The sequence below is a fragment of the Methanobrevibacter sp. genome, from assembly GCF_045114555.1.
GTDB lineage: Archaea > Methanobacteriota > Methanobacteria > Methanobacteriales > Methanobacteriaceae > Methanobrevibacter.
Genome location: NZ_JBGUKT010000018.1, coordinates 241175 through 254251, shown reverse-complemented (window position 1 = coordinate 254251; position 13077 = coordinate 241175). Strand labels below are relative to the sequence as shown.

The following is a 13077-nucleotide window of genomic DNA, read 5'->3' as shown; positions in this document are numbered from 1 at the left end:
TGTAATGTACTATTTAAATCTTTGTTGTATAAAAATGTACATTATTTTAATATCTTGAAAATGAGTGAATCAATAAAAAAATTTAAATAATCTTTTAATATAATTATAAACATTATTCAATATACTTTTAAAAAGATAAATCTTTTTAAAAATAATTGATTTAATTTTTAATTCATTTATTTTATAATATGATAAAAAAGCAAATTAAGGAATGAATTCATTAAAAATCCAGTCCAAATCCATTAATTATTAAGGTGGAATTATGAGGATAAATTACTTATCACGACAAGATATAAAAATCATCTTGCATTATCTTGGATATATTATGGTGGGAATAGGTGCAATATTGATGCTACCAATATTCATCGACCTTTACTACCTTGAACATTCATACATTATTGGCTTGATTCCACCAGCGCTATCAATTGGATTAGGTTTTTTATTTGCTGAAAAGTTTAAGCAGTACGATAAGCTTAAATTCAAGCATGGAATGTTCATATCAAGTGTCGCTTGGCTATGGGCAGGATTTGTAGGCGCCATCATAATGATGCTGATGTTGGACATTTCATTTATAGACGCTTTTTTTGAAAACGTTTCCGCATGGACTGGAAGTGGATTGACCATGTTCAATGATGTGGAAGTGTTGCCAAAATCAATACTATTTTTAAGAAGCCTTGAACAGTGGATCGGAGGATTAGGAGTAGTAATTATTTTCATTAGCCTTCTCATCAAACCTGGAACTTCCGCTTTCAAATTGTATAAATCAGAGGCAAGAGACGATAAGATCAGGCCAAACATTAAGAATACTCTTAGAAAAACAATTGAGATATACCTTATTTACACATTATTCGGTATCATACTATACATTTTAGCGGGACTCCCTCTTTTTGACTCCGTAAATCTTACATTTACCACCATTTCCACTGGAGGAATGTCAATAAAGAATGCGAATGTGGGATTCTATAACAGCAATCTTGTCTATTTGATCACAATGATCCTAATGCTATTGGGAGCTACAAGTTTTGCAGTCCATTATAAGATAGTCAAGACAAAGGGAAAATCCATAATAAAAGATATACAATTCCAAGCAATCATTTTAAGCATCATAATCAGCGGAATATTAATTGCTGCAATAACTCACATGGCTCCAATGAATGTAATATTCCATATAGTCTCAGCAGTGACAACAACAGGTGCAAATATTGCAAGTTCCAGTGAATTGGCTTCCTGGGCCCCTGCTTCATTGATTATCATAATGGTATTGATGGTGATGGGCGGTTCTTCCGGATCAACTGTAGGTGCTGTAAAGATAATTAGGGTAATTACATTCCTTAGAGGCATAAACCTTACCGTTACAAATGTAATTGCTCCTAAAAGGGTCGTGAATACAAAAATAGCCAACAGAACATTTACTCAAAGTGAAATAAAAGAAGCTTCATCCTATATATCAGTTTATCTGATGTTTTTGATTGTATCATGGATAATTATGACTTTCTATACAAATGATCCAATCAATTCATTGTTTGATGTGACATCTACAATAGGTAACGTTGGATTAAGCACAGGCATGATAAATGGAAGCTTAGCTACACTCCCAAAAATAATGCTAATATTCCTAATGTGGATAGGAAGATTGGAAATCATCCCTATTTTACTTACAATACAATTAGGATTCAGAACATTTGACCAAAGCTTAAAATTAGCTAAAAGAAAGTTCAGAAGAATAATTAACTTAAGATAATACATAAGTTAATTACTCATAAAATCATAATTATTAGTATTGAGAAGTTAAGTGGGGAAAATTAATGGTTAGTGAAACACAACTCGCATACATGGCTATACAAATAATATACATAATTTTAGGAATTGCATTTTTCTTTGGACTTTATTTAGTGAGTTCATATATACTCAAATATCTCAAGAGAAATAGGCATAAGAGATTATTGAACTCAACAGAATATTTGCCTAAAGAAGAGACTCAAACATTGAAACAAGTCTTTTATCTCATCATCATAACACTTTGTTTTGTAGATATCCTTTATTCCTTAGTGTTTTGGTCATCAGATGACTTTTACAGGCATTTTATTTTCTATGATGTCCTTGTATCATTGATATGCTGTTTGGCAATTAAAAAAGATACCCTAACAGAAAAAATAATCATGATATTCTTAATCCCCCTATCTTCATTGCTACACTCTACCCTTGATGACCCTGCAATATTATTAGTGATATTATTAGCTGTCCACTTTATAGGATTGGCTTATGTAATTAAAGTCTATTATGGCAAATTCATTCATTTCACTGAATCAAATGGATTGGGAATAAGTATCTTATTGTTATTTGGACTTGTATTTGTAAGTTTTATTTTTACCTCCTTTGCAGAAGGAAAAAATTTATTAGACTCATTGGTAATGGTTTCAAATGCATTCACAAGTAATGGTTATGCTGTATTAGGAGACACCCCTATAGGTAAATTGAATAGCCTATTCCTTGTTTGGGGAGGATATATCCTATCAGGAGTAGGTACTGCAACATTAACCACAGCACTTCTCTCAAGACACTTCAATAAGAGATTTGAAGAATTGGAAGAGCTAATCAAAAACAATAACGATGAAAATGCTGATGATTTAAAAAAAGATGATTAATAAAAAATAAGAATAATAAAAATAAGATTAAAAAATAGAAAATAAAATTCCATCCATTTAATTAAAAGTTCGATTAATTAAACAATGAAATAACTAAGCAACTTGTTTTTTAATTGGTGGCACATAACGTTTAAGCAATAGTGACAAACTAATTACTGTAACTGAACTTAATGCCATAGCTAGACCTGCCCATTCTGGACGGAAAACTATGCCCCAAATAGGATAAAGTATACCTGCAGCTACAGGAACAAGTATCATATTATATGCAAATGCCCAGAATAGGTTTTCCTTGATTCTTGTCATGACCTTTTTAGAGAACTGTATTGAAGCCACCACATTTTCAAGATCTCCTTCCATAATGACAATATCCCCGCTTTCCATAGCAATGTCTGTACCATTGCCCATAGCTACACCAACATCCGCTTGGGATAATGCGGGAGCATCATTGATTCCATCTCCAACAAACAAGACTCTTTTTCCTTCTTTTTGAAGTTCTTGCACCTTATCGAGCTTGTCATTAGGGAGCACATTTGCCATTATATTGTCAATTCCAACTGCATTTGCCACAGTAGAAGCGGTTTTTTCATTGTCTCCTGTAAGCATATAGGTTTCAATGCCCATCTTATGCAAGTGATTAATAGCTGATTTGGAACTACCTTTAATCTTATCCATTAAAGTGATGATTCCCTTGACTTCACCATTTACTGCCATTACAATTGTTGTTTTTGCATCAGAAACAAAATCATTGAACTTATTCAAGACTTCTTCGCTAACTTCCACTCCTTCAGATTCCATAAGCTTAAGGTTTCCTGCAAGAACTGGGGAATTAATACCATCAATGGATACATTTGCCTTTAAACCTTTGCCTGTAACATTTTCAAAGCCATCGACATCCAATAATTGAAGGTCTTCTTTTCCGTCATTTGCCAATTTGATATTTTCTGCTTTGAACCTATTTAATATGGATTTAGCTATTGGGTGGTTTGAATTGTTTTCAACACTTGACAATATTTGAAGGAATTTGTTTTCATCCATGTCAAAGCTTTCAATGTCTGCCACTTCAGGTTTTCCTTCAGTGATTGTACCTGTCTTGTCAAATACACATACATCAACATCCTTAGAGCTTTCCAATGTTTCCCCATTTTTAATTAGTATGCCGTATTCAGCTGCCCTTCCAACACCTACAGTAACTGCTGTTGGAGTAGCGAGACCCAATGAACATGGACATGCCACAACAAGTACAGATATGAGACATGTGAGTGCAAACAGCAAGCCTGAACCTGCAACAAAGTACCATAACAGGAATACAATGATAGCTATTGTCAAAATAACCGGTATGAACCATGTGACTATCTTATTTGCAAGCCTTTGCACAGGAGGTTTAGACCCTTGTGCCTTTTCCACAAGTTGAATGATTTGAGATAAAACTGTTTCTGAACCAATCTTTTGCGCTTCAATCTTTAAGGCCCCATCCTGATTGATTGTTCCTGAAAAAACATCAATCCCTGCTTTTTTAAGCTTAGGAACAGGCTCCCCTGTAATCATAGCCTCATCAACATAGCTTTCACCATCAACTACAATGGAGTCTGCTGGAATCTTTTCACCAGGCTTAACAAGCAAGATGTCACCGATATTGATATCTTCAATATCTATCTCCTTTTCAACTGGATTTCCTTCTGCATCAACAGTTAATAAAGTAGCTGTTTTTGGTTGTAAACCAATAAGCTCTTTGATTGAAGAGGAGGTTTTTCTTTTAGCCCTTGCTTCAAGATAACGACCTATTGTCAAGAAGGAAGGTAACATCACTGCAGATTCATAAAACATGAAACTTGAATCGAGAACAATGCCAAAAGTACCCAATACACTTGATACAAATGCTACGAGAATACCCATTGAATACATTACATCCATATCCAAGTTTTTATGCTTAAGGGAATTCCATCCTGCCTTTAAAATTGGATAGCTTACATAACAAAATGGGAAAATAGCTATAATCAATGAAAGTTGACCCATAGTGAGTGGAGGAAGCATTATATGGAAGTGCATTATAGCCATTAAGATTGCTGCAAATACAAGACCTACGATGATCCTATATAATTTGCCTTTTAGATCCTTTTGGTATCTTTCCTCTTCATCCATCACATCAAGTTCACCATCAAGGCCAAGATATTCAAATCCTAACATTTCAATGGTCTTTTGAATCTCCTTGAGATTAAGCATATCCCTATAGTACTTTATGGTGACTTTTTGATTGGACAAGTTGGCATTTGCCTCTACAACACCATCTACACGTGGAAGGAACCTCTCAACATTGTTTACACATGATGCACAATGCATTCCATCAATCTGAATGACAACTTCCTCTTTTGGAACTGTAAATCCCACAGATTCGACGGTTTTATCGATTACATCAGGAGAAATCTTGTCATTCAAAACCATATGTGCCTTGTTGGTATTTAAATCCACATTGATGGATTCCACTTCATCAAGCTTTCCCAGTGATTTTTCAACAAGCAATGAGCAGGATGAACAGTGCATGCCATCCACTGGAATATCCAATTCTTTTTGAGCCATATTACTCCTCCCAATTAATCATCTAAAAAAATTAGTTTTTGAAATTAATAAAATTATAAATAAATTATCTGAATATGAACGAAAAAAAATAATGAAAATAAAAAAATAGTTTAAAAAACCATTTAAATTATTCTACATCAAATCCTGCTTCCTTAACAGCACCTGCTAAGTCAACATCAGATACTTTTTCACTATCGTATTCAACTTCCACTTTATTAGCGTCTAAATCTACAACAGCAGATTCTACACCATCCAAATCCATCATGCAAAGTTCAACTGCTTTTGCACATGAAGGACAGTGCATTCCGACGACTTTTACTTCTTTTTTATCGATTGCCATATTTTCACCTTTAAATTCTTAATATATAATCTATTATTGTTTTATATAATTATATATATCGAAACATAATATAAAGTTTTGGTATGCCTAAATATCTTATAAATAGTATTTTAAACAATATTCAAGAATTTATAAATAAATTGAAAACAATTCATAAAAATAGAAAAATACCATCATATTAAAAAAATAGTATGGTATTAAATATAAATAATTACATATATTTTATCATGCCTAACGCAGATCTTATTCAAGAACTTATGAAGCAAGCTAACTTGACAGAAGACCAAGGAAATATCGTTAGCGATATTTTTGCACAAAACTTCACCGCAGGTGGTGGAGCGGAAGACGTGATAGTTAACTTGATTGCTGAGAAACTAGGAGTAGATAAAGCAAGAGCTAAAGACATTTACGCTATCGGTGTGACTGTTCTTACTACTACTGGTATCTTGGACAAAATTAAAGGAATTTTTAAGAGATAATAATTTTATTATCTCTTATTTTTTTAAAAAAATAAGTTATTTTTCTGATTTTAACTTCATCCCTATTTAAAAAACTCTTTTTAAGCTGCTTAAAAAATAGGATTATGCTTTAGGATTTCTCCATCTTGAATTACAGTCAAAATATTATCATTATTTTCTAAAGACTCAATTTTATCAATTGGATTCTCTTTTACAATAATCATATCAGCTATTTTACCTACTTCAATGGAACCTAAGTCATTTTCCTGATTGAAGAATCTTGCACCTTCAATGGTACCTGCTTGAATAGCTTCAAGAGGACTTAATCCTACATCAACAAGGTATTTCAACTCACCGAGGTTTCTTCCATGGTTTATTACACCGCAGTCAGAACCCATTAGGAAACTCACTCCCTCTTCATAAGCTGTAGCGATGTTTTCCTTTTGTATTTTAACAACTTCTTTAAGTTTTTTTACCTTGTCATCTGCAAAATTATCCCAAACAGGGAAACCTTCCTTAATTAGTGTGTGATGAACAACCAGTGTTGGAGTTAGATACATCCTCTTTTTGGCAAGTAGCTGTGAAGTCTTCTTATCAATGAAAGTACCATGTTCAATGGATTTCACCCCTGCCTTTGCACATCTTTCAATTCCTTCCAAACTGTGACAATGAGCCACCACTTTCAAGTTATGATTTTCTGCCTCATCAACAATTGCTTTAAGCTCTTTCTTATTGAATTGTGCAATGTCTGGAGAAGTGTATGGGGACAGAATGCCTCCGCTTGCCATGATTTTAATGAAATCTGCACGTGCCCTTATGACTTCACGGGTTTTTCTTAAAACACCTTCCACTCCATCACAAGTTCCTACTGGAAAACCAGGATATCCAATTTCCATATCAAATCCTGAATTCAGATAATGGTCAAAATGTCCTCCTGTAATGGCTAAAGGCTTTATTGAAATATTCAATCTTGGAGCTGGAAAAATCTTCCTTTCCTGTGCCATTTTTACTCCAATGTCTGCAAGTCCTGTGTCACGTACAGTGGTTACTCCTGCATCAATTGTTGCCTTCATATTGGAAACTGCATTGTAAAAGTAATATGCAAGAGGATTTTTCATTATATCCTCTTTATGAAATCCATTTGCCATGATATGAGCATGTGAGTCTATAAAACCTGGCAAAAGATAGTTATCTTCCCCATCTATTACAATATGGTCTTTGTAAAGGGAAGATTCCTCTGTATGCAATGACTTAATTCGGCCATTTTCGATTAAAACATGACGCTCTTCAAGAGCTTCCTCACTAAAAGGATTTATAATGTTTACATTTTTAATATAAATAGAAGACATCTTTTCATCTCTAATAAATCAATATAAAATAATCAATAAAAATAATCCAACTAATTATCTGTGCAAAATAAATTAAAAAAATAAATAAATTAAATAAATTAAATTAATTATAATAAAGTTATTTTACCGTTATCACTGTCTACTTCAACCATTTGTCCATTTACCAATTCTTCAACGCTTGATGGAGAATCAACCATTGGAATGTCAGACATGATTGCACCAGTTGCTATAATCGGTTCAGCTTTTAGGCAAATAATTGCTTTAGGAGCTGTGTTGTTTTTCATCATCTGGAATATTACATAAGATCCAACAGTTGAACCTTTTCCGCCAGGAATGAAAAGGACTTTATCCTTAATGGATTCTCCTTTGAGTTCATGATTTGGGTCAATGACTACACCAGTTTCAGGGTCAACCCCACCTAAAAAACTGATAGCCTCACTAGATACAATTAATTCCCCTTCTGCTTTTCCTTTAGAAATATTTCTGCATTCAATCATAAAATCACATATGAAAATAAATAATTATTTAAAAATTAACATTAATCATAATTAGTTTATTAATTCTATTATAAAAATTTTTAAAATTCAGGTATTGTATCTTTTTGTACCCTATAACAAATATTTATATACTCTAATGTATATAACAATTGTTATAAATTATTATTTGAGAATTAACTAAGTTAATTACGAAAATTATTATATACTAAAAATAAAATACTAATTAACTGTAATTATTAAAATGAGATGAGGTTTGAAAAAATGAGTAAAACAACAAAAATTTTAACTATTCAAGATATTTCATGCTATGGGCAGTGCTCAATAACTGTTGCACTTCCTGTAATTTCTGCTTTTGGAATAGAAACTGCAGTTCTTCCTTCTGCTGTTCTATCTACACACACTTCAGGTTTCACAGACTTCACTGTGAGAGACTTGACTGAAGACCTTCCTGAAATTAGAAAACATTGGGAAAAGGAAGGAATATCCTTTGATGCAATTTATACTGGTTTTATTGCATCACAAGAACAATTGGATTACATTAAAGACATTATAGACTCAAGATTAAATGACAATGGACTGGTCTTCGTTGACCCTGCTATGGCAGACCATGGAGAATTCTACAATGGATTTGACCAGAAATTCGCAGATGCAATGGGAGAGCTTTGTAAATTAGGAGATTACATTCTCCCTAACACAACTGAAGCTTGTTATATACTTCACAAACCTTGGAAAGAAACATTTTCAAAAGAGGAAATGCTTGAAATGGCTAAAGAACTAGCACAATTCACTAAAAGATATGTTATCCTAAAAGGATACGAAAATGATAATGATGAAATGGGAATGATTGTTTTAGACAAACAGGAAAATACCATTGATATGGTGTATAATGACAAGGTAAATTATGTTTCTCATGGTACAGGCGATGTCTTTGCTTCATCATTTGTAGGATCTGTAATGTTAGGAAAATCCCCTTCATCTGCAGCAAAAGTGGCTGGAGAATTTACTAAAAAGGCAATTGAAAAAACAATTGGGGATAAGACTCATACCTATGGAGTTAAATTTGAACAAGCAATTCCAGAACTGTATGATCTATTAAAAACAATTTAAATTAACTAATTTTAAAGTGGAATACTATGGAAAATCGTACTGGCCTTTTTTCAAATGGAGTTATCTGGTTTGGGGTTGCAGTCTCTGTTTCAGAAATAGAAGCAGGGATACAACTTGCTTCTTCATCTCCAATTGATTCCATTTGGCTTCCATTGGTGCTTGGACACATTATAGGTGGGATATTGCTATTTTTTACCGGCTTAGTCGGTGCACGTCTACGAGTGAATGCAATGGAGACAATCAAATCCACTTTTGGAAGTTTTGGATCCAAATTCTTTTCCTCATTGAATGTGATGCAGCTTATAGCATGGGTAGCTGTGCTGAATGCTCAAGGTGCAGCGGCAATGATGGGTTTGAATTTACCTATATCCTTCACTCTAACATGCATAATCCTCTCTCTAATCATTGCAATATGGGTTTATGTTGGACTTTACCATTTATCAAAAGTAACCACTGTAATGATGGTGGTGCTTACAATATTGCTGGCAATCCTATCCTTTAAGCTATTGGGAGGAGACATTTCAAATGCATTGCCTATTGCATCAATCACAAGTGCAAAATCCACAGCACTGAGCTTTTGGAACATTTTTGAAATATCTATAGCTATGCCAATCTCATGGCTCCCTGTAATTTCAGACTATACTAAGGATGTTGAAAATCCGATAAATGGAACTATGATTTCTGCAGTTGCATACACTATAGCAAGCCTTTGGATGTACATTTTAGGTATGCAAATTGTTGGAATAGGAACAACAAGCATTGCACAATCAATACTTATGGCAGGTCTTGGAGCTACAGGAGTGATTATCCTAGTGCTTTCAACTGTAACATCCAACTTTGTAGCAGCAAATTCAGCAGGAGAATCTGCAAAAGCTATCGTCAATAAGATAAATCCAAGAATAGCTGGAGTTGTAGTGAGCATATTAAGTTGTGTACTTGCCATTTCAGGAATCATGGACCATTACATTGGATTTTTATATCTTATCGCATCAGTGTTCGCACCTATGGCTGCAGTGCTTTTGGTTTCATTCTTCATTTCAAAAGAAGAGACTGGAAACGCAAGGACTTGGTACTGGAATATGTTTGCATGGTTTGCAGGTTTTATCGTGTATCAATTGACTGTGGGACTTGATTCAATTCCATTAGGTCCAACATTACTTGCCATAATCGTATCAGCTGCACTGGCTTATATTGGTGTTTTGGTGAAAAATAGGTCTCAGCCAAATTTAATTGAAAGCTAAAACCAGCAGATTACAAATATATAAATAGTTATAATAAAAAAATTATAATTATGGCTGAAGAAAATTTTATGGAAACAGGTAGGCTCGAAGCCTTTTATGATGCAATCATTGCAATTATTGTAACTGTACTCGTTTTGGAATTGCCACAACCGGCAACTGCATCCCTTGCATCAATTTGGGCTTTGAAAACCTCTTATTTTGCATATTTAATAAGTTTTTTAGTATGTGCTAACCTTTGGCAATACCATCATTTAATCTACAATCATGTTGATAGAATCAATACTAAAATCATTTGGAAAACATCTTATTGATGTTTGTATTCTCATTGATTCCTTATTTGACAATCTTCGTTGCAAATCATCCAAATGAGCTTATTCCACAAGTATTATACGGTCTTGATTTTATTATCGTTGACATGATTTTATATTATATGGCAAAATCCTTGCTTGAAATAAATCAGGAAAACGAAGAATACTTAAAAAGAGCATTGAATATCAGAGAAGCATTGTACATTCCATTTGCAATATTCATTGTTGGATTCATTATAGCACTACTTGGATATCCTATTGCAATCATTATCTGTTGCTTGATTACAATTATTAGGTCATTATATTCCTCTTTGAAAGCATGAATAAAAAAAAATAGTTTTGCTCTCAAATCATGTAGTGAATTAATAAACATCCTTTTTCATTACTTCCCTTAATACTGCAGTTGCATAGGAACCCTTGTCAATGGAAAACTCGCACATTACACCATCTTCCACAGCTTTAGCACTTGCATCCCATACCTGAAATCTCATAGCTCTTCTTAAACCATGGCTTCCTAAACGAGGCATTTTAGGAACTTCAAAATCAGCTTTTGTCAATCCATAACTGTCCAATATAGCCTCTTCCATCTTACCTACTTCTCCACCAGCAAATGGAACTTTTGTACCATACAATGGACAGGTCTGGTTTATTTCAAAGGAAGACACCATTTCCTGAAACTCTTCATTGGTCTTGTCTCGAACTATCCTTTCTTCCTTATCTATAACGATATCTCCTTCAATGTATTTGTCCATTCCCATAGCTACCCTTTCACTTACTGCAGCATTGAATAAGAATGATTGGTAAGCATGAACAAACATTCTTTGAAGTGGCTTTGGAAGTGCATGAATTGCATTCTTATAAGCCTTATCTGACAATTCCACTTGAGATTTGTCTACTTCTTCCAGTTCGATTCCTTCCTTTTCAGCAATCTTTCTAATAGCTCTTTTTTCTTCCTTGATGAGGACCTTAAGCATCATCTTTTCATAACGCATTCCAGGATGCATCAATTCCAATGACTTTTCCCATTCTCCATCATCGTAAGCTTGACGAGCTGCTCTAGCTTCTTCACCTTCTTCTAGGGAAGGATTGCCAATATATCTTCTAACTGCTTCCTTCAAGTCATTTTGAATGAGAGCCTCTCCAACCAAATGAGTGTTGGTTCTTGGCTTACCGAATCTTTGCCAACCGAAATAATTAGGAACACCTGTTTTCTCAAGGGTCTTTAAAATGGCATCTGCTCTTTTACCTGCATCTTCAATAGCCAATCTTCTTTCTTCAGCTTCTTCGGAGTCCATTCCATCAATATCTTTTACCAGGATTCTAAATTTGTTGCCTTTTAATTGGCCCATTCTTAGCTTTTTCCTTCCTCTAACTACCTTTAGGAATTCAGTGTTATGAATGGTTCCTTCCAATGCCTTGACTTGATTGAACTGCTCTTCAGAATCCATATTTGCTATGCAGATCCATTGGCGAGTAATGGCTTTCTTGTCCTTCATTCCTGCAAAACCCATTCTTTTTCTGTCAATATGAAGGTCTCTTGCAATGTCAAGCAAAACATCAAGCGTTGTTCTTCCTAATTTTTCAATCCAAATGTAAATGTTTGGACCTTCTCCATCTGGAATAACTTCAGGGATTTCCTCTACATAAAAGTCTTCCCATCTGTTTCTTATTGTTCCACCGATACCTTCTTCCTTTGTTACATAAGTATTTGCATTAAGCATAGCCATTCCTCGAAAATAAAAATAATAATCCAAATTAATGATTTATTAATTCCTTAAAAAAGTTAAAATCAGTTATTAAATATAAAAAATGCCCTGGCCGGGATTTGAACCCGGGGAATGGGATCCGCAGTCCCACGTGTTATCCAAGCTACACCACCAGGGCAGGAACAAATGAAAAATAGTTTAAATATGAAAAAGATTAATTCTCTTAACCTTTTAACTTATTATAATATGTTAATTCAAATATATAAATCTTAGGTAGAAGAAATTAAAGATTTGATAGAATTAAATTGATTGAATTGCTCAAAAGACATACAACTTATAGGAATAGTTTCCATAGTTCCTAATAGCTACATTTACTCTGTCTGAACTGGAATAATCTCCATTTGAAGATAAGATATCCCCATTCAACTGATTGGTTTCAACAAAGGAATAATGATACCTATCATCAAAATAAACCATAAAGAACTCATCCAAAATAGCTTTAACTTCCCTTTTTGAAGCAATTGAATTATTGTTTTCAGACAAGATATAAGTTATTCTCTCTAGGACAGCGTAATCCCTTCCATCCACTTTTGATGACATGATTTCCATAATGTCTTGGCTTGTCTTGAAATCATTGCTTTCTTCACTTAAAGAAGGAACTTCAATATCACTCATCATATTGAAAGCCATCAATACCATTAAAAGTATGAAAATGGAAAGCATTGCATCTGCTAAAGATACAAATCCCTTATTGTCTATGATTAAATTAAACATAAGATCACATAAATTATTGTAAAATTATATTTGATTTAATCTTATAAAAAGCTTTTTAAAGCATTTAAATGACTTTAA

13 protein-coding genes and 1 tRNA gene are annotated in these 13077 nt (G+C 33.6%); 7 read left to right on the top strand and 7 right to left on the bottom strand.

The window, feature by feature from the left end; translation table 11 throughout:
• Positions 1 to 262: 262 nt before the first annotated feature.
• Together ACJMLB_RS04610 and ACJMLB_RS04605 are read left to right on the top strand one after the other, a co-directional pair.
• A complete protein-coding gene (locus ACJMLB_RS04610) occupies positions 263 to 1741 on the top strand; it encodes a TrkH family potassium uptake protein (protein ID WP_405324032.1) in 1479 nt (492 codons plus the stop codon).
• A 64-nt stretch (positions 1742 to 1805) separates the two neighbouring features.
• Entirely contained in the window at positions 1806 to 2645 is an 840-nt protein-coding gene (locus ACJMLB_RS04605; protein ID WP_405324030.1) for a hypothetical protein, read from the top strand.
• A gap of 93 nt (positions 2646 to 2738) precedes the next feature.
• On the opposite strand, the gene ACJMLB_RS04600 is transcribed toward ACJMLB_RS04605, so the two are convergent.
• Both ACJMLB_RS04600 and ACJMLB_RS04595 read right to left on the bottom strand, forming a co-directional pair.
• The gene (locus ACJMLB_RS04600; protein WP_405324028.1) at positions 2739 to 5219 is read right to left on the bottom strand and encodes a heavy metal translocating P-type ATPase; all 2481 of its coding nucleotides are present in this window, start codon (positions 5217 to 5219) and stop codon (positions 2739 to 2741) included.
• A 127-nt stretch (positions 5220 to 5346) separates the two neighbouring features.
• On the bottom strand, positions 5347 to 5559 hold the full coding sequence (locus ACJMLB_RS04595) for a heavy-metal-associated domain-containing protein (RefSeq protein ID WP_298536871.1): 213 nt from the start codon (positions 5557 to 5559) through the stop codon (positions 5347 to 5349).
• 227 nt (positions 5560 to 5786) lie between these two features.
• Between ACJMLB_RS04595 and ACJMLB_RS04590 the strand changes: the two genes are divergently transcribed.
• Positions 5787 to 6038 carry a hypothetical protein gene (locus ACJMLB_RS04590; RefSeq protein WP_295607311.1) on the top strand — a complete coding sequence of 84 codons (252 nt, stop codon included), beginning with the start codon at positions 5787 to 5789 and terminating at the stop codon, positions 6036 to 6038.
• A gap of 89 nt (positions 6039 to 6127) precedes the next feature.
• On the opposite strand, the gene ACJMLB_RS04585 is transcribed toward ACJMLB_RS04590, so the two are convergent.
• On the bottom strand, positions 6128 to 7366 hold the full coding sequence (locus tag ACJMLB_RS04585) for an amidohydrolase family protein (protein WP_405324025.1): 1239 nt from the start codon (positions 7364 to 7366) through the stop codon (positions 6128 to 6130).
• Positions 7367 to 7473: 107 nt separating this feature from the next.
• Positions 7474 to 7863, bottom strand: a complete 390-nt coding sequence (locus ACJMLB_RS04580; protein WP_292778628.1) for a DUF126 domain-containing protein — start codon at positions 7861 to 7863, stop codon at positions 7474 to 7476.
• 261 nt (positions 7864 to 8124) lie between these two features.
• Here ACJMLB_RS04580 and ACJMLB_RS04575 point away from each other — a divergent pair, with 261 nt between their 5' ends.
• From ACJMLB_RS04575 to ACJMLB_RS04560, 4 genes are read left to right on the top strand one after another with little or no spacing between them, the layout of a single operon-like run.
• Complete coding sequence (locus tag ACJMLB_RS04575; RefSeq protein ID WP_295607317.1) at positions 8125 to 8970, top strand: pyridoxamine kinase; 846 nt, start codon at positions 8125 to 8127, stop codon at positions 8968 to 8970.
• A 26-nt stretch (positions 8971 to 8996) separates the two neighbouring features.
• The gene (locus ACJMLB_RS04570) at positions 8997 to 10211 is read left to right on the top strand and encodes a cytosine permease (protein WP_405324023.1); all 1215 of its coding nucleotides are present in this window, start codon (positions 8997 to 8999) and stop codon (positions 10209 to 10211) included.
• A 50-nt stretch (positions 10212 to 10261) separates the two neighbouring features.
• Positions 10262 to 10522 carry a TMEM175 family protein gene (locus ACJMLB_RS04565; RefSeq protein ID WP_405324021.1) on the top strand — a complete coding sequence of 87 codons (261 nt, stop codon included), beginning with the start codon at positions 10262 to 10264 and terminating at the stop codon, positions 10520 to 10522.
• Complete coding sequence (locus ACJMLB_RS04560; RefSeq protein ID WP_405324019.1) at positions 10504 to 10842, top strand: hypothetical protein; 339 nt, start codon at positions 10504 to 10506, stop codon at positions 10840 to 10842. The genes ACJMLB_RS04565 and ACJMLB_RS04560 overlap by 19 nt, the downstream gene beginning before the upstream one ends.
• Before the next feature lie 39 nt (positions 10843 to 10881).
• Here ACJMLB_RS04560 and truD read toward each other — a convergent pair whose 3' ends face one another.
• From truD to ACJMLB_RS04545, 3 genes are all read right to left on the bottom strand, one after another.
• Entirely contained in the window at positions 10882 to 12240 is a 1359-nt protein-coding gene (gene truD / locus ACJMLB_RS04555) for a tRNA pseudouridine(13) synthase TruD (protein ID WP_405324018.1), read from the bottom strand.
• An 89-nt stretch (positions 12241 to 12329) separates the two neighbouring features.
• Positions 12330 to 12403, bottom strand: a tRNA-Arg gene (locus ACJMLB_RS04550).
• A gap of 140 nt (positions 12404 to 12543) precedes the next feature.
• Positions 12544 to 12999 (bottom strand): hypothetical protein, encoded by a 456-nt coding sequence (locus tag ACJMLB_RS04545; RefSeq protein WP_405324016.1) that lies wholly within the window; start codon positions 12997 to 12999, stop codon positions 12544 to 12546.
• Positions 13000 to 13077: the final 78 nt, after the last annotated feature.

Excerpts from the sequence above, each read along its gene's own strand:
- ACJMLB_RS04610 (WP_405324032.1), top strand. The coding sequence starts at position 263 with ATGAGGATAAATTACTTATCACGACAAGATATAAAAATCATCTTGCAT.
- truD (WP_405324018.1), bottom strand. The coding sequence starts at position 12,240 with ATGCTTAATGCAAATACTTATGTAACAAAGGAAGAAGGTATCGGTGGA.
- ACJMLB_RS04570 (WP_405324023.1), top strand. The coding sequence starts at position 8,997 with ATGGAAAATCGTACTGGCCTTTTTTCAAATGGAGTTATCTGGTTTGGG.
- ACJMLB_RS04575 (WP_295607317.1), top strand. The coding sequence starts at position 8,125 with ATGAGTAAAACAACAAAAATTTTAACTATTCAAGATATTTCATGCTAT.
- ACJMLB_RS04595 (WP_298536871.1), bottom strand. The coding sequence starts at position 5,559 with ATGGCAATCGATAAAAAAGAAGTAAAAGTCGTCGGAATGCACTGTCCT.
- ACJMLB_RS04580 (WP_292778628.1), bottom strand. The coding sequence starts at position 7,863 with ATGATTGAATGCAGAAATATTTCTAAAGGAAAAGCAGAAGGGGAATTA.
- ACJMLB_RS04545 (WP_405324016.1), bottom strand. The coding sequence starts at position 12,999 with ATGTTTAATTTAATCATAGACAATAAGGGATTTGTATCTTTAGCAGAT.
- ACJMLB_RS04565 (WP_405324021.1), top strand. The coding sequence starts at position 10,262 with ATGGCTGAAGAAAATTTTATGGAAACAGGTAGGCTCGAAGCCTTTTAT.
- ACJMLB_RS04590 (WP_295607311.1), top strand. The coding sequence starts at position 5,787 with ATGCCTAACGCAGATCTTATTCAAGAACTTATGAAGCAAGCTAACTTG.
- ACJMLB_RS04585 (WP_405324025.1), bottom strand. The coding sequence starts at position 7,366 with ATGTCTTCTATTTATATTAAAAATGTAAACATTATAAATCCTTTTAGT.
- ACJMLB_RS04600 (WP_405324028.1), bottom strand. The coding sequence starts at position 5,219 with ATGGCTCAAAAAGAATTGGATATTCCAGTGGATGGCATGCACTGTTCA.
- ACJMLB_RS04605 (WP_405324030.1), top strand. The coding sequence starts at position 1,806 with ATGGTTAGTGAAACACAACTCGCATACATGGCTATACAAATAATATAC.